At 66.6% G+C, this 24,347-nt stretch carries 21 protein-coding genes; 16 read left to right on the top strand and 5 right to left on the bottom strand.

Going from position 1 to position 24,347, the window contains the following annotated elements; all coding sequences use genetic code 11:
* The first annotated feature begins 76 nt into the window (after nucleotides 1–76).
* Nucleotides 77–733, top strand: a complete 657-nt coding sequence (rpe, locus tag F5544_RS28000) for a ribulose-phosphate 3-epimerase (protein ID WP_167479523.1) — start codon at nucleotides 77–79, stop codon at nucleotides 731–733.
* 101 nt (nucleotides 734–834) lie between these two features.
* Here the strand turns inward: rpe and F5544_RS27995 are convergent, their stop codons facing one another.
* Entirely contained in the window at nucleotides 835–1,305 is a 471-nt protein-coding gene (locus tag F5544_RS27995; RefSeq protein WP_167475957.1) for a hypothetical protein, read from the bottom strand.
* 556 nt (nucleotides 1,306–1,861) lie between these two features.
* On the opposite strand from F5544_RS27995, the gene F5544_RS27990 reads away from it, so the two are divergent.
* The 4 genes from F5544_RS27990 to F5544_RS27975 all read left to right on the top strand — a co-directional run bounded on the left by F5544_RS27990 (nucleotide 1,862) and on the right by F5544_RS27975 (nucleotide 4,866).
* Complete coding sequence (locus F5544_RS27990; RefSeq protein WP_167475956.1) at nucleotides 1,862–2,485, top strand: riboflavin synthase; 624 nt, start codon at nucleotides 1,862–1,864, stop codon at nucleotides 2,483–2,485.
* Between the two features lie 109 nt (nucleotides 2,486–2,594).
* Nucleotides 2,595–3,839 (top strand): bifunctional 3,4-dihydroxy-2-butanone-4-phosphate synthase/GTP cyclohydrolase II, encoded by a 1,245-nt coding sequence (locus tag F5544_RS27985; protein WP_167475955.1) that lies wholly within the window; start codon nucleotides 2,595–2,597, stop codon nucleotides 3,837–3,839.
* Nucleotides 3,840–3,864: 25 nt separating this feature from the next.
* Nucleotides 3,865–4,344 (top strand): 6,7-dimethyl-8-ribityllumazine synthase, encoded by a 480-nt coding sequence (gene ribH / locus F5544_RS27980; protein ID WP_167475954.1) that lies wholly within the window; start codon nucleotides 3,865–3,867, stop codon nucleotides 4,342–4,344.
* 15 nt (nucleotides 4,345–4,359) lie between these two features.
* A complete protein-coding gene (locus tag F5544_RS27975; protein WP_167475953.1) occupies nucleotides 4,360–4,866 on the top strand; it encodes a PH domain-containing protein in 507 nt (168 codons plus the stop codon).
* Nucleotides 4,867–4,885: 19 nt separating this feature from the next.
* Here F5544_RS27975 and ggt read toward each other — a convergent pair whose 3' ends face one another.
* Nucleotides 4,886–6,826 (bottom strand): gamma-glutamyltransferase, encoded by a 1,941-nt coding sequence (gene ggt, locus F5544_RS27970; RefSeq protein ID WP_167475952.1) that lies wholly within the window; start codon nucleotides 6,824–6,826, stop codon nucleotides 4,886–4,888.
* A 258-nt stretch (nucleotides 6,827–7,084) separates the two neighbouring features.
* Between ggt and F5544_RS27965 the strand changes: the two genes are divergently transcribed.
* The 10 genes from F5544_RS27965 to tpiA all read left to right on the top strand — a co-directional run bounded on the left by F5544_RS27965 (nucleotide 7,085) and on the right by tpiA (nucleotide 20,359).
* Nucleotides 7,085–8,185 (top strand): DUF7373 family lipoprotein, encoded by a 1,101-nt coding sequence (locus tag F5544_RS27965; RefSeq protein ID WP_238846704.1) that lies wholly within the window; start codon nucleotides 7,085–7,087, stop codon nucleotides 8,183–8,185.
* 27 nt (nucleotides 8,186–8,212) lie between these two features.
* Complete coding sequence (locus F5544_RS27960) at nucleotides 8,213–8,911, top strand: HAD family hydrolase (protein WP_167475950.1); 699 nt, start codon at nucleotides 8,213–8,215, stop codon at nucleotides 8,909–8,911.
* 39 nt (nucleotides 8,912–8,950) lie between these two features.
* Nucleotides 8,951–10,975 carry an excinuclease ABC subunit UvrC gene (gene uvrC / locus F5544_RS27955; protein WP_167475949.1) on the top strand — a complete coding sequence of 675 codons (2,025 nt, stop codon included), beginning with the start codon at nucleotides 8,951–8,953 and terminating at the stop codon, nucleotides 10,973–10,975.
* 136 nt (nucleotides 10,976–11,111) lie between these two features.
* A complete protein-coding gene (gene rapZ, locus F5544_RS27950) occupies nucleotides 11,112–12,065 on the top strand; it encodes an RNase adapter RapZ (protein ID WP_167475948.1) in 954 nt (317 codons plus the stop codon).
* Nucleotides 12,062–13,108 (top strand): gluconeogenesis factor YvcK family protein, encoded by a 1,047-nt coding sequence (locus F5544_RS27945; RefSeq protein ID WP_167475947.1) that lies wholly within the window; start codon nucleotides 12,062–12,064, stop codon nucleotides 13,106–13,108. The genes rapZ and F5544_RS27945 overlap by 4 nt, the downstream gene beginning before the upstream one ends.
* Nucleotides 13,105–14,082 carry a DNA-binding protein WhiA gene (gene whiA, locus F5544_RS27940; RefSeq protein ID WP_174867631.1) on the top strand — a complete coding sequence of 326 codons (978 nt, stop codon included), beginning with the start codon at nucleotides 13,105–13,107 and terminating at the stop codon, nucleotides 14,080–14,082. The genes F5544_RS27945 and whiA overlap by 4 nt, the downstream gene beginning before the upstream one ends.
* A 1,303-nt stretch (nucleotides 14,083–15,385) precedes the next feature.
* Nucleotides 15,386–17,017 (top strand): GMC oxidoreductase, encoded by a 1,632-nt coding sequence (locus F5544_RS27935; protein ID WP_167475945.1) that lies wholly within the window; start codon nucleotides 15,386–15,388, stop codon nucleotides 17,015–17,017.
* Between the two features lie 319 nt (nucleotides 17,018–17,336).
* Entirely contained in the window at nucleotides 17,337–18,356 is a 1,020-nt protein-coding gene (gap, locus tag F5544_RS27930; protein WP_167475944.1) for a type I glyceraldehyde-3-phosphate dehydrogenase, read from the top strand.
* Nucleotides 18,357–18,358: 2 nt separating this feature from the next.
* Entirely contained in the window at nucleotides 18,359–19,570 is a 1,212-nt protein-coding gene (locus tag F5544_RS46590; RefSeq protein ID WP_167475943.1) for a phosphoglycerate kinase, read from the top strand.
* A 3-nt stretch (nucleotides 19,571–19,573) separates the two neighbouring features.
* On the top strand, nucleotides 19,574–20,359 hold the full coding sequence (tpiA, locus tag F5544_RS46585) for a triose-phosphate isomerase (RefSeq protein WP_167475942.1): 786 nt from the start codon (nucleotides 19,574–19,576) through the stop codon (nucleotides 20,357–20,359).
* 54 nt (nucleotides 20,360–20,413) lie between these two features.
* Here tpiA and F5544_RS27915 read toward each other — a convergent pair whose 3' ends face one another.
* Both F5544_RS27915 and F5544_RS27910 read right to left on the bottom strand, forming a co-directional pair.
* On the bottom strand, nucleotides 20,414–21,199 hold the full coding sequence (locus F5544_RS27915) for an META domain-containing protein (protein WP_167475941.1): 786 nt from the start codon (nucleotides 21,197–21,199) through the stop codon (nucleotides 20,414–20,416).
* Nucleotides 21,200–21,246: 47 nt separating this feature from the next.
* A complete protein-coding gene (locus tag F5544_RS27910; RefSeq protein ID WP_167475940.1) occupies nucleotides 21,247–22,662 on the bottom strand; it encodes a lipase family protein in 1,416 nt (471 codons plus the stop codon).
* A 143-nt stretch (nucleotides 22,663–22,805) separates the two neighbouring features.
* On the opposite strand from F5544_RS27910, the gene F5544_RS27905 reads away from it, so the two are divergent.
* Nucleotides 22,806–23,438: a TetR/AcrR family transcriptional regulator gene (locus F5544_RS27905; protein ID WP_167475939.1), complete on the top strand. Its 633-nt coding sequence runs from the start codon at nucleotides 22,806–22,808 to the stop codon at nucleotides 23,436–23,438.
* Between the two features lie 5 nt (nucleotides 23,439–23,443).
* Here F5544_RS27905 and F5544_RS27900 read toward each other — a convergent pair whose 3' ends face one another.
* Nucleotides 23,444–24,256: an amidohydrolase family protein gene (locus tag F5544_RS27900; protein WP_167475938.1), complete on the bottom strand. Its 813-nt coding sequence runs from the start codon at nucleotides 24,254–24,256 to the stop codon at nucleotides 23,444–23,446.
* Nucleotides 24,257–24,347 lie beyond the last annotated feature (91 nt).

Here is a 24,347-nt window from a genome sequence, read left to right as displayed (position 1 = left end):
TCGGCCTCGGCAACCCACGCTACCGATAGACTGCCGCGTTGTGTCCAACCCGAGTTTCACGCGCCCGGCCGCGCCGATGATCGCCCCGTCCATTCTCTCCGCCGATTTCGCGCGCCTCGCGGACGAGGCAGCGGCCGTCGCCGGCTCCGAGTGGTTGCACGTCGACGTGATGGACGCGCACTTCGTCCCGAACCTGACGCTCGGACTCCCGGTGGTGCAAAGCCTGTTGAAGGCCACGGACATTCCGCTGGACTGCCACCTGATGATCGACGACCCGGGCCGCTGGGCGCCGCCGTACGCCGAGGCGGGCGCGCACAATGTGACCTTCCACGCGGAGGCCGCCGACGATCCGGTCGCGGTGGCCCGCGATATCCGTGCGGCGGGTGCGAAGGCGGGACTGTCGGTGAAGCCGAATACGCCGATCGAGCCGTATCTGGAGATCCTGCGCGAATTCGACACGCTGCTGGTGATGAGCGTCGAACCGGGTTTCGGTGGGCAGTCGTTCATTCCGCACGTGCTGGACAAGGCGCGCACGGTGCGCAGGCTGGTCGACGCCGGTGAGCTGCGACTGCTGGTGGAGATCGATGGCGGGATCAACGCCGACACCATCGAGCAGGCGGCGGAGGCGGGTGTGGACTGCTTCGTCGCGGGGTCGGCGGTGTACAGCGCGGCCGATCCCGGTGCGGCGGTGCGGGCACTGCGGGCGCAGGCGGCCGCGGCGCGCGCGCACTGAATTGTCTTGCGCCGATAGGTGATCGAGGCCGGTGCGATGCGATTGCACCGGTTCATCGAATTATGTTGCGGCACTTCGGTTGCCTTAGCCGGCGGAGGTCGCTAGGACACCCGCGCGGTGGTGCTGCCGAGGGCCCGGGTGGCCTCTATCACCGCGGTCAGCGGGGGTAGGGTGACCACGGTTTCCGGCGGTTGAATCCAGGTGCGATAGCCGGTGCGCTCGTCATCGGGGGAGGGGAGCACGACCTGGCTGCCCGTGCAGGCGACGGTTGCGTACAGCCGGAACAATTCTGCGGATACGGCCGCGGTCAGGGTTTCCGGCCGGGCCGGTCCGGTGATGAAGGTCCAGCGCCGGGCCCTCGGGTGATGCACAACGGAGCCGGCGATACCGTCCAGTTCCAGTTTTCGTTGGACGCGTTCGCCGAGATCCGCCGGCATCGTGATGGCACCGTAATGGGTGCCGATCCGGAGGAGAATCCGGCGCGACGTCGGGTCGATCGATGCGGGCATATGAAATTCGCGGCGATACTGCACGCAGCGAACTTCGAGCGTCGAATCGAGAAGTGTGGTCACGCCGAACCCCCAATTGTGTCGAACTTTGATTGACCCACAGTGCTGTGCTTACTTCCTCGAGTGGTGGACTTCCTGGTCGAACTACGCGGGCCGGACGGCGGCCCCATGGTCGAACCGTTCACTTCGAACTGCTCGGCGGGAAGTTTAACGTCAGGAATCAGCTGCATAACAATTTTGCTTCCATTCCGGCTGTCGCGCAAGCAAACGGTATAAGCGTGTTTCTTTCGGGTACTCACCGGGAACAAAGACTACGCGCCGCAGATGAACGCCACCGAAATTCATTCCAGTGGTATCGAAAGCGCAATAGAACGATTATCACCGATTGGTAAACGGTGAAAATTCAGCACGCTTGTGCATAACTCCCCTCGCAACGGTCATGGATGTTTGCCGGCGGGCAAACTTTCCGGCCCGGCGGTCCGATTCGGCCCACCCGACCACCCGGCGGCCGCCGTCCGCCGCCGTCGTTACGCTGAGGGGGACACCGACCGGTGGGAATAGCGCACGGTGCGCGGCGTGTTCCGCTACCGGTACCGAATACGCGACAGGGAGTCATGGCATGTTCACAGGCATCGTCGAGGAACTCGGCGAGATCGTCGGCACCGAGCAGTTGGTCGATGCCGCTCGATTGACCATCCGCGGTCCGCTGGTGACTTCCGATGCGGGACACGGTGATTCGATCGCCGTCAACGGCGTCTGCCTCACCGTCGTCGAGGTGGTGAACGGCGATTGCTTCACCGTGGACGTGATGGCGGAAACGCTGAACCGCTCCGGCATCGGCAAACTGGACACCGGCGCGAAGGTGAACCTGGAACGCGCCGCCGCACTGAACAGCCGCCTCGGCGGTCACCTCGTGCAGGGTCACGTCGACGGCACCGGCACCGTGCTGTCCCGCAAGCCGTCGGAGAACTGGGATGTCGTCCGCATCTCGCTGCCCGACTCGATCGCCCGCTATGTGGTGGAGAAGGGATCGATCACCGTCGACGGCGTCTCGCTCACCGTCTCCGGCCTCGGCGTGAGCGAAGCGGCCGAACCGGGTGCGCGCGACTGGTTCGAGGTCTCGCTCATCCCGACCACCCTCGCGCTCACCACCCTCGGCCACGCTGCCGTCGGCACCACCGTCAACCTCGAGGTGGACGTCATCGCCAAGTATGTGGAGCGGCTCCAGCAGCGTGGTGCTTGATCCGTCGTGATCGTCGCTCGTTGGACCGGTTGCGTAGCGGCGGAAAGTCGCCCCGGATGGGGTCGACTACTGTAAGTGGGGCACCTTTTCGAGATGGAGCACAACAGACGTGACCAGGTTCGACACCATCGAGCGCGCAGTCGCCGATATCGCCGCCGGTAAGGCGGTCGTCGTCGTCGACGACGAGGACCGCGAGAACGAGGGCGACCTCATCTTCGCGGCCGAGAAGGCAACCCCCGAACTGGTGGCCTTCATGATCCGCTACACCTCCGGTTACATCTGTGTGCCGCTCACCGGCGATGCCTGCGACCGTCTCGGCCTGCCGCCGATGTACGGGGTGAACCAGGACAAGCACGGCACCGCCTACACGGTGACGGTCGACGCGCGCGAGGGCGTCACCACCGGTATCTCGGGCGCCGACCGCGCCGTCACTATGCGGCTGCTCGCCGATCCGGATGCGAAGGCCGACGATTTCACCCGGCCGGGGCACGTGGTTCCGTTGCGCGCCAAGGAGGGTGGCGTGCTGCGCCGCCCCGGGCACACCGAGGCCGCCGTCGATCTGGCCAGGATGGCCGGGTTGAGTCCGGCCGGTGTGATCTGCGAGATCGTCAGCCAGAAGGATGAGGGCCATATGGCCCGCACCGAGGAGTTGCGCGTCTTCGCCGACGAACACGATCTCGCGCTGATCTCCATCGCCGACATGATCGCCTGGCGGCGCAAGCACGAGCAGCAGGTGCTGCGGGTGGCCGAGGCCAGGATCCCAACGGCGCACGGCGAATTCACCGCGGTCGGCTACCAGAGCATCTACGACGATGTCGAACATGTTGCGCTGGTGCGCGGCGACCTCGGCGACGGTGAGGGCGTGTTGGTGCGGGTGCATTCGGAATGCCTGACCGGTGACGTATTCGGTTCGCTGCGCTGCGACTGCGGTCCGCAGCTCGATGCCGCGCTCGAGATGGTCGCCCAGGAGGGCCGCGGTGTCGTGCTGTACATGCGCGGGCACGAGGGCCGCGGCATCGGCCTGATGCACAAGTTGCAGGCCTACCAGCTGCAGGACAACGGGCACGACACCGTCGACGCGAACCTGCAACTCGGCCTACCCGCCGACGCCCGCGACTACGGCACCGGCGCGCAGATCCTGGTGGATCTGGGAATTCGCTCGATGCGGTTGCTCACCAACAACCCGGCCAAGCGGGTCGGGCTCGACGGGTATGGCCTGCGGATCACCGAGCGGGTGCCGATGCCGTTGCGCGCCAACGCCGAAAACCTACGTTACCTGCGCACCAAGCGGGATCGGATGGGCCACGACCTGGTCGGGCTCGACGAACTCGACCTCGGCGAGACGGCGCAGTGAACCCATCCTCGAAAGGAACCCATCGATGAGTGGTACGGGCGTACCGTCCTTCGCGCTCGCGGACGCCAAGGATCTGCGGCTCGGCATCGTCGCGTCGCGCTGGCACACCCGGATCTGCGACAACCTGGTGGCGAACGCCGAGCGGGTGGCCAAGGCCGCGGGCGTCGCGAACATCACCGTGGTGCGCTGCGCCGGCGCGATGGAATTGCCCGTCGTCGCACAGGAATTGGCGCGCGGCCACGACGCGGTCGTCGCGCTCGGTGTGGTGATCCGCGGCGGCACACCGCATTTCGAGTACGTGTGCGATGCGGTGACGGCCGGGCTCACCCGGGTTTCGCTCGATGCGGCCACCCCGGTGACCAACGGCGTGCTCACCACGAACAATGAACAGGAAGCCCTGGATCGGGCCGGATTCCCGGATTCGGTCGAGGACAAGGGCGAACAGGCGTGCGCGGCGGCCTTGGACGCCGCGCTGACCCTGCGCGCCCTGCGGCAGTCCGTCTGAGAGGTGCGTATCGCCATGCCGGATGTTCGCGGGAGGGCCGAAACGAAAACCGCTGCGCCCCGAACCGAATGGGAACTGGAGGTGCGGCCGCACCGCGCCGTGCGCACCGCGTGGGTATGCGCCGTCGTGGTGGCCGCCGCGTTCATCGTCGGCGGCATCTGGATGCGCACCTCGTCCACCGGCGTGAACTTCCGGGTGGCCGACCAGATCGCGATCATCGGCATCGGGTTGCTGCTCGGCGGGGCGATCCTGATGCTGACGCGGCCGCGCCTGCGGGTCGGCGCGCGCGGTGTCTCGGTGCGGAACGTGCTCGGCGACAACGAATTCGCGTGGGAGCATATCCGCGGCGTCTCGTTCCCGGACGGCAAATCGTGGGCGCGCCTGGAACTGGTGAACGACGATTACGTTCCGATGCTGGCGATCCGCTCCAACGACAAGGAGCATGCGGCGCGGGCGATGGACCGGTTGCGCGAGTTGGGTGCGAAATATGCTGCTGCGGAAGAGGATCCGGCCGCCGAGTAGTCGGCGGCCGGAACCGGACCTATCGCACGTCGCCGAGGACGATGCCCTCGCGGCGGGGGTCGGCGCCGCCGATCCAGCCGTCGCCATCGCGTTGTAGGGCGCTTAGGCCGCTCGACTGCTGATCGACCGAAACCTGGTGTCCCAGTTCGCGAAGGCGCTGCACCAGCGGGTCGTGATCGCCCTTGTCGGTGGCGTTGATGGCCGGATGCTCACCGCCGATACCGGTGACCGGGGTGTTCGCCGCGCCGAAGGCGACCTGGGAGACCGACTGTTGCGGATCCAGGCCCCAATCGAGCATGCCGACAAGGGTTTTGACGACGAACTGGATGATCACCGCGCCGCCGGGCGAGCCGAGCACACCGACCAGTTGGCCGCGGGAGCCGTCGAGGGCGTTGTCGAAGACCAAGGTAGGGCTCATCGAGCTGCGCGGGCGTTTACCGGGCTGCACGCGGTTCGCGATGGGGGTGCCGTCGGCGGCGACCGGGCTGGCGTTGAAGTCGGTGAGCTGGTTGTTGAGCACGAAGCCGTCGACGATGTGGAAGGACCCGAAGGCCGATTCGACGGTGGTGGTCATGCTCGCCGCGTTGCCGTATTTGTCGACGACGGAGATGTGGCTGGTGCCGTGCTCCGGCGGCTGCGGGCCGGTGCCGAGCGGGACCGGGCCGAAGTCGCCGGGCTGGGCGGTGCCCATGCTGTGGTTGCGGTCGATGAGCGCCGCGCGCTTCTTCAGATAGGCCTTGTCGAGCAGGGTCTGCTGCACGTCGCCGGGTAGCGGTATGAAATCCGGGTCGGCGATGTACTTGTCCCGGTCGGCGTAGGCGAGCCGCTCGGCCTCCGAGATCAGGTGCACCGCATCGGCTTTCGGCTTGCCGCCGTTGCGGTCGATATTGTCCGGCTTCAGCGCGGACAGGTCGAAGTTCTCCAGTATGCCGAGGGTCGCGGCGACGGTGATGCCGCCGGAGGACGGGCCGGGCATACCGCAGATCTGGTGCGTCCGGTAGGTGCTGCACACCGCGGTGCGCTTCTTGACCTGGTACTTCGCCAGATCGTCGGTGGTCATTACGCTCGGCGTGCGCCCGCCGGAGGCGGCGGTGGCCGCCGCGACGATATCCTGCGCGATCGCCCCGGTGTAGAAGGCGTCGGCGCCGTCGGTGGCGATGGCGCCGAGCGTCTTCGCCATGGCCGGATTGGTGAGTACCGTGCCCGCCTTCTTGGCGGTGCCGTCCGGGTTCAGGAAGTAGGCCTTGGCATTGTCGTCGACCGCGAGATCCTTTGCCGAGTCGGCGATTTGGCTCGCCATCCGCGGGCTGATCGGGAATCCGCCGTCGGCCAGCTTGATGGCCGGATCGAACAGGTCCTTCCAGGCCGTCTTGCCGTGGTCGTGATGCGCGAGTTCCAGCATACGTAGCACGCCGGGGATGCCGATGGATCGGCCGCTGGCCCTGGCGTTCGGCTTCGGCACGGTTTGATCGGCGTCGCTGACCCAGCGCAGATAGTTCTCGGTGGCGGCGGCCGGTGCGACCTCGCGGCCGTCGTACGCGTCGATGTTCTTGGTGTTGGCGTCGTAGTAGAGCATGAACGAACCGCCGCCGATGCCGGAGGCCTGCGGTTCCACCAGCCCGAGCACCATCTGCGCGGCGATCAGCGCGTCCGCCGCGGTACCGCCGTTGCTCAGCACCTCGCAGGCGGCCTTGGTGGACACCGGATTCGCGGTGGACACCGCGTAGGTCTTGGTGCGCACCGCGGTCATACCGGAGCGGTAGCCGGTGGCGATCTCCGGATTGGTGCTCAAATCCTTCGTCGGACCGGCGGTGGCCGAGGCTGCGGCCACCGGCGTTCCGTTGGACACCGCGGCGCAGGAATCCGCCTTGGCCTGATCGGATGAACAGCCGGTCACCGTTCCCGCCGTGAGCAATAGCACCGCCGCGGCGCCGATCCAGGGTATTCGTGTCCTTCTCATGGACGCCGACTTTAGCCCGGCTTCGCGACACTCCGAGCGATTATTCATGTTGCCGCATACTGTGGCCGAACCGTCAAAAGCCCTCGCGCGTAGTCCTTCTCGACGGACCGGCGCGGGGATTGTACCGTGAGGGTAGCTGCTCGAGAGGAGGGGCGGGGGTTGATGCGACGGGCTTCGCGAGCATCGCTGGTTGCCGCGCTACTGGTTGGTTTGCTGACTGGATGCGGAGGTGTCAGGGGGACGCCGAGGGCGGCCGAGATGGATGTGCGGAAAATCGATGTCGGCAGTTTCGCGGTCGATCGCTACCACTACAAGCAGGATGGTGGCGATAAGAGCGCGCTGCTGGAGGGCATGCGGATGTCCGAGGCGGTCGCGCCGTCGGTGGCCGTCGATCCGTCGCTGGTGGTCGGCCGCGGCAGCAGCGTGCTGATCGACCCGAAGGACGCGGTCGCCACGGGTGCGCTGTCGAATTCGGCGGAGCCGGTGCTGCGCAATCGCGGCATGGTGGTCGGTTACGCGGTGAGCGGTGCGGACAAACCCGATCCGCCCGGCAAGGATGTGCCGGGCCCGGATGCCACCGCGCTGACCATCCGGGTGCTGCGCTTCCCGGACGAATCCGTCGCCAAGGTGGCCGCTCGCGAGGTGAACGAGGCCGACTTCGACGTCGCCTCCGGCCAGAACCGCAGGCTCAGCATCACCCAATACCCGGACGCCTATATCCACTATCGGCCGGGTGTGCCGAATGTCGGATTCTTCATGGGCTACAAGCAATTCGTGGTGGTCGGCTTCATCGCGCGGCCGACGGCGGTGGAGAACGACCTCACCGATTGGGTGCGCAAGGCGCTGGACGCGGAGACCGCGACGCTGAGCAAATTCCAGCCGACGCCGATCGAGAAGATCAAACAGCTGAGGCAGGATCCGGACAATCTGCTCGCGCGGCTGGTGGTGGACAAGCGCCGCGACCGCGACCCGGACCTGACCCGCTTCGCCGTGTACGGGCCGAGCTGGCTCACCTTCGTCGCGCCCGATCAGGCGGCCCGGCGCAAGCTGGAGAGCGATACCGGCGTCGACGCGATCGGTCTCGTCGACAACGGGACCATCATCAGGGTGCGCGACGAACAGGCAGGCCAGCAACTGATTTCCGCGCTGGCCGCGCAGCTCACCAGCTACCAACCGTCCGCGACTCCGCAGAACGCGCCCGGCACGAAATGCCTGACGCTGAGCTCGAACGTCAACGATTGGAAGACGCGCTGCTACGTCGCCTACAAGCGGTATGTGGTGCTGATCAACAGCGATGACGACGGTGAGGTGCGCACCAAGGTGCCCGCGGAGTACGCCCTGCTGGCAAACAGCCTATGAAACGATGACTTTCGGTACGCTGGCCGCGTGACGATCGAGGCGGTGCTATTCGACTTCTCCGGCACGGTATTCCGATTGGAGGAGGACGAATCCTGGGACGTGGATATGACGGCGGCCGACGGCCGCGCCTTCGATCTGCACGAGAAGGCCGAGCTGATGCGCCGGATGACCACGCCGGTCGGCCAACTGGTCGAATTCGACGAGCGCGGCCAATATGCCTGGGAGAACCGGGATCTCGATCAGGAGCTGCACCGGCATGCCTATATACAGGTGCTGCGTAAGTCCGGCGTGCCGTCGCTGGAGCAGGCGGAGCGGCTCTATCGGCGCTCCATCGACCCGAATTCCTGGAAGCCGTATCCGGATCTCGGCGAGACCTTGGAACTGCTTGCGGCGCAGGACATTCCGGTGGGTATCGTGAGCAATATCGCATTCGACATCCGCCCGGCCTTCGCGGCCCGCGGCTGGGATTCGCTGGTGCGGATGTTCGCGCTCTCGTTCGAACTCGGTGCGGTGAAACCGGATCCGCGCATCTTCCGCGCCGCCCTCGACAAGCTCGCCGTCGATCCCGAGGCCGCCCTCATGGTCGGCGACAGCGCCGAGGCCGATGGCGGCGCGACCGCGCTCGGCTGCGCTTTCGCGCTCGTCGACCCGCTGCCGACGGCTGAGCGACCCGACGGCCTGCTGCGGGCGCTGCGCGCGCACGGACTCACCGGCCGAACCGGCTGAGCCGGAAGGCTTGTCGGACCGCCGCACTAGTCTGGACGGGTGGCAGATCCAGCGACGTACCGGCCCAAGCCGGGCACGATTCCGGTCGAACCCGGCGTGTACAAGTTCCGCGACGCGCATCGGCAGGTCATCTACGTCGGTAAGGCGAAGAGCCTGCGCAGCAGGCTGAACTCGTATTTCGCCGATGTGGCCGGGTTGCATCCGCGCACCAGGCAGATGGTGACCACCGCGGCCAGCGTCGAATGGACCGTCGTCTCCACCGAGGTGGAGGCGCTGCAGCTGGAATACAACTGGATCAAGGAGTTCGATCCCCGGTTCAACGTCCGGTATCGCGACGACAAGTCGTATCCGGTGCTCGCGGTCACCCTGAACGAGGAGTATCCGCGGCTGTTCGTCTATCGCGGGGCGCGCAAGAAGGGCGTGCGATACTTCGGCCCGTACGCGCACGCCTGGGCGATCAGGGAAACCCTCGATCTGCTGCTGCGCGTCTTCCCGGCGCGCACCTGTTCCAACGGAGTCTTCAAGCGGCACAGCCAGATCGGGCGGCCGTGCCTGCTCGGCTATATCGATAAGTGTTCGGCGCCGTGCATCGGCCGGGTATCCGCCGAGGAGCACCGCCGCATCGTCGAGGATTTCTGCGACTTCCTGGCCGGGCGCACCGATCGCATGGTGCGTGAGCTGGAGCGGCGCATGCACGAGGCCGCCGACGATCTCGATTTCGAGACCGCGGCCCGGCTGCGCGACGATGTGCAGGCGCTGCGCCGGGCGCTGGAGAAGCAGGCCGTGGTGCTCGGCACCGGCACCGATGCCGACGTAATCGCCTTCGCCACCGACGAATTGGAGGTGGCGGTGCAGATCTTCCACGTCCGCGACGGCCGGGTGCGCGGGCAGCGCGGCTGGGTGGTGGACAAATCCGGTGACGCCGTCGACGATCCGGAGGCGGGTGGCGAACTGCCCGCGCTGGTCGAACAGTTCCTCACCCAGTTCTACGGCGAACAGGTCGCGGTGGCCGAACAGAGCGCCGACGAGCAGCCCGCAACCGTGGTTCCGCGCGAGGTGCTGGTGCCGGAGCTGCCCGCCGACGCCGAACAGGTCCAGCAGTGGCTTTCGGCGCTGCGCGGTTCGGCGGTGCAGCTGCGGGTGCCGCAGCGCGGGGACAAGAAGGCGCTCGCCGAAACCGTGCAGCGCAACGCGCTGGAGGCGCTGGCACAGCACAAACTCAAGCGGGCGGGCGACCTCACCTCCAGATCGGCCGCGCTGCAAGACATTCAGGACGCGCTGGAGCTGGACAGCGCGCCGCTGCGCATCGAATGCGTCGATATCAGCCACGTGCAGGGCACCGATGTGGTCGCCTCGCTGGTGGTGTTCGAGGACGGGTTGCCGCGCAAGTCCGAATACCGGCACTACGCCATCAAGGAGGCCGCGGGCGACGGCCGCTCCGACGATGTCGCGAGCATCGCGGAGGTGACCCGCCGCAGATTCCTGCGGCTGCGCCGCGACCGCGATGCGCTGGAGGCCGCCGAACTCGCCGAATCCGCGGGCGACACCATCGAATCCGGTGAAGACACCGCGGAACTCACCTCGCGCCCCGGTATCGATCCGCGTACCGGGCGGCCGCGCAAATTCGCCTACCCGCCGAATCTGTACGTGGTGGACGGCGGAGCCCCACAGGTCGCCGCCGCCGCGGAGGTGCTCGACGAACTCGGCATCACCGATGTCGCCGTGATCGGCCTGGCGAAGCGACTCGAAGAGGTGTGGGTGCCGGGCGAAAGCGATCCGGTGATCATGCCGCGCAACAGCGAGGCGCTTTTCCTGTTGCAGCGGGTGCGCGATGAGGCGCATCGTTTCGCCATCACCTTCCACCGCAGCAAACGATCGCGCCGGATGACCGCGTCCGCACTGGATTCGGTGCCCGGCCTCGGCGCGACCCGCCGGACCGCGCTCGTCACGCATTTCGGTTCGGTGGCGAAGCTGAAGGAGGCGACGGTGGAGCAGATCACCGAGGTGCCCGGCATCGGCGTGGCAACGGCGAAGGCCGTGCTCGCCGCACTACGCGGTGAATGAGGCGAAGCAATTCGGCAGTGGCTTCGCCTATCGGCGCACCTGAGGTTTCGGTTTCGCGTACGTTGTGTGTCTGCGCCCGATACCGGAACCGGTGCGGGATGATCGAGAGGCACCTCAGACACGGATCCGGTAGGACATGACACGCGTCGAATCGAACAACAGTGCGGGAAGTCCGCGCCCGACCACCCCGGGAGGTGGACTGAACTCGCAGGTCGAAGTGGTCATCGTGACCGGGCTTTCCGGCGCGGGTCGCGGCACGGCGGCCAGGGTGCTGGAGGATCTCGGCTGGTACGTCACCGACAATCTGCCACCGGAGCTGATCGGCAGGCTGATCGAACTCGGCGCCGCCACCGAACCGCCGATCCGGCGGCTCGCGCTGGTGATGGATGTGCGCAGCCGCTTCTTCACCGGTGATTTCTCGGTGGTCACCGAACAGTTGCGCGCACAGGGCGTCTCGACGCGCGTCCTGTTCCTGGAGGCGTCCGACGACGTACTGGTGAAACGCTACGGTTTCGCCCGGCGCAGGCATCCGCTGCAGAGCGAAAGCGCCGACGGCACGCTGGTCGCCGGCATCGCCGCCGAACGGGTGCGGCTGTCCGCCGTGCGCAAGGCGGCCGATCTGGTCATCGATACCACCGAACTGTCCATCCATCAGCTGCACCGGAAATTGGAGGAGGCATACGGCGGCGGCGCGCCTGCCGCGCTGCAGCTGACCATCCAATCATTCGGTTTCAAACACGGAGTTCCCTTGGACGCCGACATGGTGTTGGATGTGCGTTTTCTACCGAATCCGCATTGGATTCCGGAACTTCGGGAACATACCGGTCAGGAGTCGGTGGTCAGCGAGTACGTATTGTCCCGCACCGGCGCGGACGACTATCTGCGTACCGCGCATCACCTGGTCGACCTGACGACGAGCGGGTACCGCCAAGAGGGGAAGCGATACATGACGGTGGCAGTCGGCTGCACCGGAGGCAGACATCGCAGCGTGGCGATCGCCGAGGCGCTCGGTGAATTGATCGGCGCGGATATCGGCGAGGGCGTCGTCGACGTGGTGCGGGTGGTCCACCGGGATCTGGGGCGCGAATGACCGGCTGGGAATCGAATCCCGCCATCGTCGCACTCGGTGGTGGGCACGGGCTGTACGCCACGCTCACCGCGGTGCGCCGGTTGACGCGGAAAATCGTTGCGGTGGTTACGGTTGCCGACGACGGCGGCTCATCCGGCAGATTGCGCGCCGAACTCGGCGTGCTACCGCCCGGCGATCTACGGATGGCGCTGGCCGCGCTCGCCGCGGATTCGGAAGGCGTCTGGACGACGACGGTGCAGCATCGCTTCGGCGGCACCGGCGCGCTGGCGGGCCATTCGGTCGGCAATCTGATTTTGGCCGGGCTCACCGAGGTGCTCGGCGATCCGGTCGCCGCGCTCGATGAGGTCGCCAAGATGTTGCGGATCACTGGACGCGTGCTCCCGATGTCGCCCATCGCCCTCGATATAGAGGCGGATGTGTCCGGGCTGGAGGCCGATCCGCGCGTGAGCCGCTGCATTCGCGGTCAGGTTGCGGTGGCGACGACGCCGGGCAAGGTGCGGCGCGTGCGGCTGATTCCGTCCGATCCGCCGGCCAGTCCCGAGGCCACCTCGGCGATCGAGCACGCGGATGTCGTCGTGCTCGGCCCAGGTTCGTGGTTCACCAGCGTGATCCCGCACGTCCTGGTGCCGGAACTGCGCGACGCGCTGGTGTATACCAGGGCACGCAAGGTGCTCGTGCTGAATCTGGCCGCGGAACCCGGCGAGACGGCGGGGTTCTCCGCCGAACGACACCTGCATGTATTGTCCCAGCACGCACCGGAATTCGTGGTCGACGACGTACTGGTCGATTCCGGGTCGGTGCCGGAGGGACGCGAAAGAGAACATGTGGCCAGGGCTGCCGAACAGTTGCGGGCGCGAGTAACCTTCTCCGATGTCGCCGAAGCGGGTACGGCCCGGCATCATCCCGGAAAGCTTGCCGCCGCACTGGATCAACTGATCCGGCAACCTCGGCCACACATGGCAGGGCTTCGAGTCGAGGGACGGCACATGGGTCAGGATGTGCGTTCCGGGTTGGGTGGAAAGGAGCGCGTCTCGTGGCGATGACAGCCGATGTGAAAGACGAGCTGAGCAGGCTCACCGTATCGCAGGTGAGTTCTCGCAAGGCGGAACTGTCCGCGCTGCTGCGGTTCGCGGGCGGCCTGCACATCGTCGGCGGCCGAGTGATCGTCGAGGCCGAGGTGGACATGGGTTCCATCGCACGGCGGCTGCGTCGGGAGATCTTCGAGCTATACGGCTATGGCTCCGATGTACACGTGCTCGGCGCGGGCGGTCTGCGCAAGACCTCCCGCTACGTGGTGCGTGTATCCAAGGAGGGGGAGGCGCTCGCCCGGCAGACCGGTCTGCTGGACGTGCGCGGGCGGCCGGTGCGCGGGTTGCCCGCCCAGGTGGTCGGCGGCAGCATCGCCGACGCCGAAGCCGCTTGGCGCGGTGCGTTTTTGGCGCACGGTTCGCTCACCGAACCCGGACGGTCATCGGCGCTGGAGGTCAGCTGCCCCGGCCCGGAGGCGGCGCTCGCGCTCGTCGGCGCGGCCCGGCGGCTCGGCATCACCGCCAAGGCGCGTGAGGTGCGTGGCACCGACCGCGTCGTGGTGCGCGACGGCGAGGCCATCGGCGCCCTGCTCACCAGGATGGGCGCCCACGGCACCCGCTTGACCTGGGAGGACCGCCGCATGCGCCGCGAGGTGCGGGCGACGGCCAACCGGCTCGCCAACTTCGACGACGCGAACCTGCGCCGTTCCGCACGGGCCGCGGTCGCCGCGGCCGCCAGGGTGGAGCGTGCGCTGGAAATCCTCGGCGAGGACGTGCCGGACCATTTGGCCGCCGCGGGCAAGCTGCGCGTACAACACCGTCAGGCGTCACTGGAGGAACTCGGCCAACTCGCCGACCCGCCGATGACGAAAGACGCTGTGGCGGGAAGGATTCGGCGACTGCTGTCGATGGCCGACCGGCGCGCGAAGGAACTGGGGGTTCCGGATACGGAGTCGGCGGTGACCGCGGAGTTGTTGGACGAGGCGTAGGGGTTGGGAGCGGTTCGTTCGGGAACGGGTTGGGCCGGGAACGGTTGGTTGGGCTGGTTGGTAGGCCGGGCCGTTTGGTGGGCCGGGCCGTTTGGTGGGCCGGGCCGTTTGGTGGGCCGGGCCGTTTGGTGGGCCGGGCTGGTTGGTAGGCCGGGCTGGTTGGTAGGCGGGCCGGTAGATCTGCTGGGCTGGTTGGTAGGCCGGGCCGTTTGGTAGACCGGGCCGGTGGATAGGCCGGGCTGGTTGCTAGGCCGGTCCGGTGGATAGGCCGGGCCGGTTGGTCGGCCAGGCTGGTTGGTAGGCCGGGCTGGTTGGTAGGCGGGCCGGTAGATCTGCCGGGCTGGTTGCTAGGCCGGGCCGTTTGGTGGGCCGGGCTGGTTGGTGGGCCGGGCCGGTTGGTAGGCCGGGCTGGTAGATCTGCCGGGCTGGTTGCTGGGCCGGGCCGATTGGTAGGCCGGGCCGATTGGTAGGCCGGGCCGATTGGTAGGGATGTTGTGAACGCCGGGGTGCGGCTGGACATTTCGTTGTTCAGCTTGCGCCCCGGTGGCGTTTGAAATCCTTTGCGCACCAAAGGCGGTGGCGGTCGCGCGCTGGTGGTGACGGGTGTGGGATTCGGAGTAATCGGTGTGCCGGGTGCTTGGATGCGTCACTACGACGGCTGAATCGCCCGAGGTGGGCGCGTGGTGCGTTGGCATGCGGCAGTGGGTTTCGCGCCCGGGATGACGCGGCTTCCGTTGCCGCACCCCGTCTCTATTTGGCACACCCCGTACGTCGAATGTGCGGTTCGAAGACGGGGTGCGGCAGCTCTATTTCATCTTTGAGTTCGCAGGTAACTCGCTGGATCTCGGCCTGAGCGGACAAAATCAGCGCGAATAGGCGGAAATCCGGCGGACAACGCGTGGTTTTGTCCGCTCAGGCCGGATGCTGCAGCGCCGGTGCGGAGATCACCCCGGATTCACCTTTGAACACGTAGGTAACCGGTTCGCGCGCAGCAATCGGCTTCCCGCACACGCTATTGCATACGCGAGAACCTGAAACCTATGCGGGAACAACGCCATCCGAGGCGGGGAACCGGAACGCCGCTCGCCGACGTACCGCGCACCCACCTCGGGCGATTCAGCCGTCGTAGCGACGCGACCACTTGCTCGGCGTACCGATTAGTCCGATCAGCCCCTGACAATCGTCCGGTTCGGTGGCGCGATGCGGCCGCGTCTGGGGAGATATTTACCCAGACGTCCGGGCCATGAACCCCCTACCAAGGCCTGTATAACAGGTTCTCATTAGCAGTTAGTGGGAACCTCAAATGAATAACGAAAACGTCCACAGGACAAGCAGATACACCGCATTCAATCGCCGCCGGTTCATAGCAGGAACAGGTATCACTTTTGCAACACTCGCACTGTCGGCCCGGCGGTTGGCGGCGGCGCATGCGGATATTTCGCCGGGTGCGCACGTACCGGCGCTGATCATCGGCAGCGGGTACGGCGGTGCGGTCGCGGCGCTGCGGCTGACTCAGGCCGGGATCGACACCCATATCGTCGAGATGGGGCAGAGTTGGACGACGCCGGGCTCCGACGGCAAGGTGTTCTGCTGTATGTTGCGGCCCGACCGCCGTTCGTTCTGGTTCCGCACCCGCACCGACCAACCCGTCGGCTGGTTTCTCGGCGGCGATGTCAACAAAGACATCGAATCCTATGCGGGAGTGCTGGATTCGGAGAATTTCGGTGCGATGCGGATATATCAGGGGCGCGGGGTCGGTGGCGGCTCGCTGGTCAACGGCGGTATGGCCGTGATTCCGAAGCGTTCGTACTTCGAGCAGATCTTGCCGTCGGTGAATTCCGATGAAATGTACGGCACCTATTTTCCGCGCGCGACGGCCGCGCTCGGGGTGAACACCATGGACAGCGCGTGGTTCGACAGCACCGACTGGTATCAGTTCGCGCGGGTCGGCCGCGATGACGCCAAGGCGGCCGGATTCGCGACCACATTCGTGCCGAACGTCTACGACTTCGACTATATGAAACGGGAAGCGGCGGGGACCGCGACCAAATCGGCGTTGGCCAGTGAGGTGATCTACGGCAACAACTACGGCAAGAAAAGCCTGGACAAGACCTATTTGGCCGAGGCGGCCCGCACCGGAAAGCTCACCATCTCCCCGCTGCACACCGTCACCGGCGTGGTCCCGGGGCCGGGGAGCGGTTACACCGTCACGATGACGCAGATCGACACCTCGGGTGCGACGGTGACGACGAAATCCGTGACCGCCGATCGGGTGTTCTTCGCGGCGGGCAGCGTCGGCACCAGCAAACTATTGGTCGCGATGAAGGCGACGGGCAAATTGCCGAATCTGAGCGACGCCGTCGGCACCGGATGGGGTAACAACGGCAATGTGATGGTCGCGCGGGCGAATTCGGCGTTGACGGGCGCCGACCAGTCGGCCATTCCGGCGATGGGCATCGATAATCGGGACGACCCGGCGGGTCCGGTTTTCGCGGAGATCGCGCCGTTTCCGGCGGGCACCGAACTGTGGATCAGCCTGTATCTGGCGATCACCAAGAATCCGAATCGGGCGAAGTTCACCTTCGATACCGGTACCGGCAAGGTCGGCCTCGATTGGACGGCGGTGCAGGCGCAGCCGTCGATCGACGCCGCGAAGCGGGTTTTCGACAAGATCAACAGCGAGGCGTGGACCACCTATCGGACAGATTTGTTCGGGCCGTACAAGATCTGGGGCGACGACTTCTGCTACCACCCGCTCGGCGGATGCCTGCTCGGTGCGGCCACCGACGACTACGGTCGGCTGAACGGATATCCCGGCCTCTATGTCGTCGACGGCTCGCTCGTTCCCGGCAGCGTCGGGGTGAATCCGTTCGTCACCATCACCGCGCTTGCCGAGCGCAATATGGCCACCATCGTCGCAACGGACCTACGCTGACTGCGACAGATGTCCGTAGTGCCCGATTCCGGGCGACCATGTGCGGCATTGCATTTCCCGTGTCACGGCGGTGAATCCGACCGCTCTCGCTATTTCTGGGCAATCCGGCGGCTGATCCGAAAGTCCTTGGCGTGCCGTGGTTTCCGACGGAAACGGACAAATCGCCGCATGGTGGGCCGCCGACGCCCGCACCGGCACTGGGCGTCTGACCAGGCATCGAGGCCTCACTAAGGCGAGGTGCGTGTCGGAGAGGTCGCGCCCGGGCACTAGTGTGAGTGATGCATCGGAATGATCCGCTGGAAAGCTGAGGAGCGATAACGTGACTGTCCGGGTAGGCATCAACGGCTTCGGTCGTATCGGACGTAACTTCTTCCGGGCGGTGGAGGCGCAGAAGGCGCTCGGCACCACCGATATCGAGATCGTCGCGGTCAACGACCTCACCGACAACGCGACGCTGGCCACCCTGCTCAAGTACGACTCGATCCTCGGCCGCCTGCCGCAGGACGTGTCGCTGGACGGCGACGACACCATCGTCGTCGGCGAGCAGCGGATCAAGGCGCTGGCCATCAAGGAGGGCCCGGCCGCCCTGCCGTGGGGCGACCTCGGCGTCGACGTGGTCGTCGAATCCACCGGTATCTTCACCGACGCCACCAAGGCCAAGGGTCACATCGCCGCGGGCGCCAAGAAGGTCGTCATCTCCGCGCCGGCCAAGGGCGAGGACATCACCATCGTGATGGGCGTCAACGACGACAAGTACGACGGCAGCCAGAACATCATCTCCAACGCCTCCTGCACCACCAACTGCCTCGGCCCGCTGGCCAAGGTGCTGAATGATGAATTCGGCATCGTCAAGGGCCTGATGACCACGATCCACGCCTACACCCAGGATCAGAACCTGCAGGACGGCCCGCACAAGGATCTGCGCCGCGCCCGCGCCGCCGCGCTGAACATCGTGCCGACCAGCACCGGTGCGGCCAAGGCCATCGGCCTGGTGCTGCCCGAGCTGAACGGCAAGCTCGACGGCTACTCGCTGCGCGTGCCGGTCCCCACCGGCTCGATCACCGACCTGACCGCCGACCTGGCCAAGAAGGCGACCGTCGAGGAGATCAACGCCGCGTTCAAGGCCGCCGCCGAGGGTCCGCTGAAGGGCATCCTGAAGTACAACGTGGATCCGATCGTCTCCAGCGATATCGTCACCGATCCGCACTCCTCGATCTTCGACGCGCCGCTGACCAAGGTCATCGACGACCAGGTGAAGGTGTACTCCTGGTACGACAACGAGTGGGGCTACTCGAACCGCCTCGCCGACCTCATCGGCCTCGTCGGCAAGTCGCTGTAAGCATGGCGGTCAAGACACTTCAGGATCTGCTGTCCGAGGGTGTCGAGGGTCGGGGCGTGCTCGTGCGCTCCGACCTGAACGTCCCCCTCGACAACGGCACGATCACCGACCCGGGCCGGATCATCGCCTCGGTGCCGACCATCAAGACGCTGGTCGAGGCCGGCGCCAAGGTGGTCGTCACGGCACATCTCGGCCGCCCCGACGGCGCGCCGGACCCGAAGTACTCGCTGGCGCCGGTCGCCGCGCGGCTGGCCGAGGAACTGGGCCGCAACGTCCAGCTCGCCGGTGATGTGGTCGGCCAGGACGCGCTGGCCCGCTCCGAAGGCCTGACCGACGGCGATGTGCTGCTGCTGGAGAACATTCGCTTCGATCCGCGCGAGACCAGCAAGGACGAGGCCGAGCGCGGCAAGCTGGCGCGCGCGCTCGTCGAATTGGTCGGCGAGGACGGTGCTTTCGTCTCCGACGGCTTCGGCGTGGTGCACCGCAAGCAGGCCTCGGTGTACGACGTGGCCAAGCTGCTCCCGCACTACGCGGGCAATCTGGTCGCGGCCGAGGTCGAGGTGCTGCGCACGCTGACGACCGATCCGGAGCGGCCGTACGCGGTCGTGCTCGGCGGATCGAAGGTGTCGGACAAGCTCGCGGTCATCGAATCGCTGGCGCCGAAGGTCGACACGCTGGTGATCGGCGGCGGCATGTGCTTCACCTTCCTTGCGGCACAGGGTCTTTCGGTCGGCTCCTCGCTGCTGCAGCAGGAGATGATCGACACCTGCAAGGATCTGCTGGAGCGCTACGGCGATGTGATCCACCTGCCGAGGGATATCGTTGTCGCGGACAAGTTCTCCGCCGACGCCGAGTCGAAGGTGGTGCCCGCCAACGAGATTCCGGACGGCTGGCTCGGCCTCGACGTCGGTCCCGAATCGGTGGACCGGTTCGCGGCGCTGCTCACCGAGGCGAAGACCATCTTCTGGAACGGCCCGATGGGCGTATTCGAGTTCGAGAAGTTCGCCGCGGGCACCCGCGGGGTCGCCGAGGCGATCGTGACGGCGACCGGCAAGGGCGCGTACACCGTTGTCGGCGGCGGCGATTCGGCCGCGGCCGTGCGCGCGCTCGGCCTGCCCGAGGACGGTTTCACCCACATCTCCACCGGTGGCGGCGCCTCCCTCGAATACCTCGAGGGTAAGGAACTGCCGGGCATCGCGGTGTTGGAGGACTGATCCGTGGCACGTAAACCGCTCATCGCGGGCAACTGGAAGATGAATCTGAACCACCTCGAGGCGCTGGCCCTGGTGCAGAAGATCGCCTTCGCATTGCCGGAGAAGTATTTCGACCGGGTCGACGTCACGGTCGTCCCGCCGTTCACCGACCTGCGCAGCGTGCAGACATTGGTCGAGGGCGACAAACTGCTCATCACCTATGGCGCGCAGGATGTTTCGACGCACGACGAGGGCGCGTACACCGGCGAGATCAGCGGCTCGATGCTGGCCAAGCTGGGTTGCAGCTATGTGGTGGTCGGCCACTCGGAGCGGCGGCAGTACCACAACGAGGACGACGCCACCGTGCTGGCCAAGGCCAAGCAGGCGCTGAAGTACGGCATCACGCCGATCGTCTGCATCGGCGAGGGGCTGAACGTCCGCGAGGCGCGCACCCACGTCGAATACAACCTGGAACAGCTGCGCGGTTCGCTCAAAGGCCTGACGGCGGAAGAGATTTCGAAGGTCGTCATCGCCTACGAGCCGGTCTGGGCGATCGGCACCGGCAAGGTCGCCACGCCCGCCGACGCGCAGGAGGTGTGCGGTGCGATCCGCGGCGAGCTGGCGCAGCTGGCCTCCGCCGAGGTCGCCGCGAACGTCCGGGTGCTGTACGGCGGCTCGGTGAACGCGAAGAACGTCGGCGAGCTGGTCGCGCAGACCGATATCGACGGCGCGCTGGTCGGCGGGGCATCGCTCAAGGGCGACGAATTCGCCACCCTTTCGGCGATCGCCGCCGGCGGTCCGATGCTCTGAGCCTCGGGCTCCGAAAGCGAAGCCCGGCAGCATCTTTCGGGATGCCGCCGGGCTTTACTGTTCGGCCTGCAAGGTCAGCCCGCTGCCGTTGGCGTTGCGGAGGGTGAGTTCGTCCGCGTCGACGGTGGCGGATGTCTTGCCGTCCAAGGCCTTCAGCACATCCTGTTCGACCTCCATCACCTCCGGGGAACACAGCATCTTGGTGGTGCCCACCCGAAATGTGATGTCGGAGCCGGAGATATCGGCATGTCCGATGAGCCGGTTGCAGCCCGCGGTGCCGGAGACCGCGCCGTCCTGTCCGATGGTGAGTGTCGGCTTCACCTCGTCGATGGCCTGGGAGCGGATGAGCGCGTCGGGGGTGATCAGCGCGGTGACGATCCACGTGGTGCCCTGTAACGGTTTATCCGGCACGGCGACCTTCTTGTCCAGCAAGGTGATGGTGCGATTGTCGGCCTTCAGCACCAGCGTCGCCTTGTCGAGCCGCCAGGACGGGTGCGAATTCAGCAGTCCGCTCAACCATTCGTCCGCGCCGTCGCGGTCGCCGGGGCAGGCCATGAGCGTGCTGGCCAAACCGGTGACGTGCACCTTGTGATCGTCGAGCGCGACCGCGCCGGAATGGGTGTTGCAGCCCGCGTTCGCGGAGATCCGCCCGTCCTTGAAGGTGACGGTGAGCGGGCCGCCGCCCGGAATCGGCGTGCCGTCGACGCCGGTGGAGACGAAGGTGCGGCCCATCGGTGTCGGCTCGGGATTCGCCGATCCGGAGCCGCCGCGCGAACACGCGGTGAGCGCGCATAGCGCCAACAGGACGACCGGGCCGAACCGCAAGAAGTTAGCCGACATGCCGCGAATGGTACTGACCTCGCGCGTTCCGGCCCGGTAGACACGTCTCAGACGGGCAGGCCGAATGCCGAGGCGAGGGTTTGCCCGATGGTGTTGGCGAAGGCGGCGAGCGCGCCGGGATCGAGCAGTTCGGTCGGCACGTCGCGATTGTGGCAGCCCGCGGGGGCGGGTACGCCGTTGAGGCGGTCGTTGAGCCAGATGGCGGCCGACGCGGTGCCGGTGAAGGCGGCGCTGCCGTGTTCGCTCAGCAGGTCGCGGGTGTAGAAGACCCGGGCATCGGGGTCCTTGCAGTAGATGTCGTAGGTCTTGTCGACGGCGTTGATCGGCATCACTTCGTCGAGCGGGGCCTCGTAGATGTAGAGCGGGGCGGTGGGGGTGCCGCGGTTGCCGAGGGTCAGCTCGTCGAGCACCGGCTGCATTTCCGGCGCCTGCATCGGATCGCCGGGGTAATCGAAGAGGCCCTTGATGTTGACGAACGGGAATCCGGCGAATTGCAGTGCAACGCACTGTCCTTCGTGCACCACCCGGACGGCCTTGCCGAGCGGATTCATATACCGCTGGATGAACTGGTCGACCTGCGGGTATTCCCTTGCGACGCCGAACAATCCGCCGAGCACCGCGCCGCCGAAGGTGGAGGTGCCGTTGTTGTAGTCGATGGCGGTGCGGATATCGGCGAGCAGCCCGCCGGTCGCCGAGCCGACCAGGTTCAGCTCCGGCGCGTACTCGGGTTGTAGCTCGGCAGCGTGGGCCGTGGGTATGGCGCCGCCGGAATAACCCCACATGGCCGCCCGGGTCGCGGGGCCGGAAAGCCCTGCGGGCTCGAAGTTTTCGGCGGCGCGGATGCCGTCCAGGGTGATTCGGCCGCCGAGCGGGCCGACGGCGTACGCGGCATTCGGCCCCTGATGATCGGGGATGACGACGGCGTGCCCGAGCTGCAGCATGGCCTGCACCTCGACGAACTCCGCCTCCATCACCGGATTCAGCGGATTCGGCAGCGAACCCATCTGCAGTGTGTACGAGGGCGCGCAGTTCTGCGAGAGCGAGTCCTCGGCCATCTGGAAGGAGACCAGTGCGCGCTGATCGGTCGGCGCCGGCCGGTACGGCACGATCAGGGTGGCGACCGCCGGGATCGCCTCGCCGCGGGTGTTGGTGCTGCGGTAGGAGAGCTGCCAGGCGCGGACGTTCAGCGGAATCAGCCACAGGTTGGCCAGATTCACCTGGCGGGCCGCCAGGATCTCGCCCGGTTGCGCGGCGGCGACCCGGGCCGGATCCGGTTGGTAGAACGCGGGATCCAGATATGGCGGCGCGGGCGGCTGTGGGAAGGGGAGTGGCGGTTGCACGGGGACCGGATCGGCCGCGGCTACCGTGCCGATGGCCGGGGCGACCGCGACGGTCAGTCCCGCGGTGACGGCCAGGCAGGTGTAGCCGATTCCGGTGCGTTTACGCCGACGCGGCACGGTCATGGTGGAGCTCCTCATCGGGCTAAAAAGAGAGCAAGCATTTCCTAACTGACGTCGCAGACTGTAAGGTGTTGTGCGGCAATGTGTCAACGATCACGCCCACCACTTCGATCGGCCTGCCCGGCCACCCGGCAGGATGGTCAGCCATGACCGCCGAACCCGCCCATCGCCCGCGCCGCACCCAGCAGGAACGCCGGGCCGCGACCGTCGCCAAATTGGTCGACGCCACCATCGCGGCCATCGGCGAGGTCGGCTATCAGCACGCGACCGTGCAGGAGATCTGCGGGCGCGCCGGACTTTCCGTCGGCGCGATGTTCCGCCAGTTCGACAGCAGGCTGGACCTCATCGTGCGCACCGTCGGCGAGGTGCTGTCACGGCAGACCGCCGGATTCCGGACGGTGATGGAACAGCTTGGCGACCAAGGGAATTCGATCGACGCCGCGCTGCGGTTCCTGCGGGCGGCACAGGCCGACAACATCACGCACGCACTGCGCGAGATCTATCTGGCGGCACGCTCGGATGCCGAATTGCGCGCCAGGATCGCGCCATCCATCGAGAGCTACTATGCCGAGATCGTCGCGGAGGTGGAGCGGACCGCGGTGCTGGAACGCTTCCCGGAACGGGTGCGGCGGCCGCTGTTCTTCCTTGTGCTGCACCTCTTCTCGGGGCAGGCGGTGGTGCGCGGCGTGATACCCGATCCGGCGATGGACGATGCGGTGCTGGAGCTGATCGAGGATCTGCTCGGCACCTACGTCAACGCCAAAGGTATTGAGCGGTAACTCTTTTAGAGCTTGAAGACGCGGCGGGCGTTGTCGTCCAGATACAGTTCGCGCACCTCGTCGTCCAAGCCGAGCTCGTCCAGACCCGCCAGCGCGTGCTGCGGCACGATCATCGGAAAGTTCGTGCCGAACAGCACCTTGTGCCGTCCGCTACCCGATTTCAGATACGAGATCAGTTCCGGCGGAAGGCGTTTCGTGGTGTAGGCGGAGGTATCGATGACGACGTTCGGATGTTTGCGCGCCACCGCGATCATCTCCTCGGTCCACGGGTAGCCGACATGTCCGCAGACGATGGTCAGCTCCGGGAAATCGATCGCGATCTGATCGATATACGGGATGGGCCTTCCGGTTTCGGACGGGCGCAGCGGGCCGGTGTGCCCGACCTGGGTGCAGAACGGCACCCCCAATTCGACGCAGGCCGCGAACAGCGGATAGAACCGCCGGTCCGTCGGCGGCGTCTCCCACAGCCAGGGCAGCACCCGCAGCCCCTTGAAACCGTCGTCCAGCACGCGGCGGCGCAGTTCCCGGATGCCCGCCATCGGATCGCGCAGGTCCACCGATGCGATCCCGGCCAACCGGTCCGGCGCCTCGGCGACCCAGGCGGCCACCTCGTCGTTGGAGATCAGCACCCCTTGCGGACCATGCCATGCCGAGATCAACGCCTTGTCGACACCGCCCGCGTCGAGTGCGGCGATGGTGACCGACAGGGGGATTTCACCCTCCGGAATCACACCGCCGGTCCAGCGCCGCAGCGACGCGAACATATCCTGCGCCAGGAAGTGGGTGGTGGGATGCTGGGCCCAGACGTCGATGGTCATGGGGCAGAAGTCCTTTCAGCGACGCGGCGGGTGCGTACCGGCCGATCCGGATTCGAGCATAAAGGGAGTGCCCATCCGGCGGTGCGGCGAC

It is taken from the genome of Nocardia arthritidis, from assembly GCF_011801145.1.
In the GTDB taxonomy this organism is placed as follows: domain Bacteria; phylum Actinomycetota; class Actinomycetes; order Mycobacteriales; family Mycobacteriaceae; genus Nocardia; species Nocardia arthritidis_A.
The sequence above is the reverse complement of the archived record's forward strand: the minus strand, read 5'-3'. Positions and strand labels throughout refer to the sequence as shown.

Bases quoted from the DNA above. Each gene is read 5' to 3' on its own strand.
- F5544_RS27915 (WP_167475941.1), bottom strand. From the start codon at position 21,199: ATGTCGGCTAACTTCTTGCGGTTCGGCCCGGTCGTCCTGTTGGCGCTA.
- F5544_RS46590 (WP_167475943.1), top strand. From the start codon at position 18,359: ATGGCGGTCAAGACACTTCAGGATCTGCTGTCCGAGGGTGTCGAGGGT.
- rapZ (WP_167475948.1), top strand. From the start codon at position 11,112: ATGACACGCGTCGAATCGAACAACAGTGCGGGAAGTCCGCGCCCGACC.
- F5544_RS27945 (WP_167475947.1), top strand. From the start codon at position 12,062: ATGACCGGCTGGGAATCGAATCCCGCCATCGTCGCACTCGGTGGTGGG.
- F5544_RS27990 (WP_167475956.1), top strand. From the start codon at position 1,862: ATGTTCACAGGCATCGTCGAGGAACTCGGCGAGATCGTCGGCACCGAG.
- rpe (WP_167479523.1), top strand. From the start codon at position 77: ATGATCGCCCCGTCCATTCTCTCCGCCGATTTCGCGCGCCTCGCGGAC.
- F5544_RS27900 (WP_167475938.1), bottom strand. From the start codon at position 24,256: ATGACCATCGACGTCTGGGCCCAGCATCCCACCACCCACTTCCTGGCG.
- F5544_RS27975 (WP_167475953.1), top strand. From the start codon at position 4,360: ATGCCGGATGTTCGCGGGAGGGCCGAAACGAAAACCGCTGCGCCCCGA.
- F5544_RS27965 (WP_238846704.1), top strand. From the start codon at position 7,085: ATGGATGTGCGGAAAATCGATGTCGGCAGTTTCGCGGTCGATCGCTAC.
- whiA (WP_174867631.1), top strand. From the start codon at position 13,105: ATGACAGCCGATGTGAAAGACGAGCTGAGCAGGCTCACCGTATCGCAG.
- F5544_RS27935 (WP_167475945.1), top strand. From the start codon at position 15,386: ATGAATAACGAAAACGTCCACAGGACAAGCAGATACACCGCATTCAAT.
- ribH (WP_167475954.1), top strand. From the start codon at position 3,865: ATGAGTGGTACGGGCGTACCGTCCTTCGCGCTCGCGGACGCCAAGGAT.
- ggt (WP_167475952.1), bottom strand. From the start codon at position 6,826: ATGAGAAGGACACGAATACCCTGGATCGGCGCCGCGGCGGTGCTATTG.
- F5544_RS27910 (WP_167475940.1), bottom strand. From the start codon at position 22,662: ATGACCGTGCCGCGTCGGCGTAAACGCACCGGAATCGGCTACACCTGC.
- F5544_RS27905 (WP_167475939.1), top strand. From the start codon at position 22,806: ATGACCGCCGAACCCGCCCATCGCCCGCGCCGCACCCAGCAGGAACGC.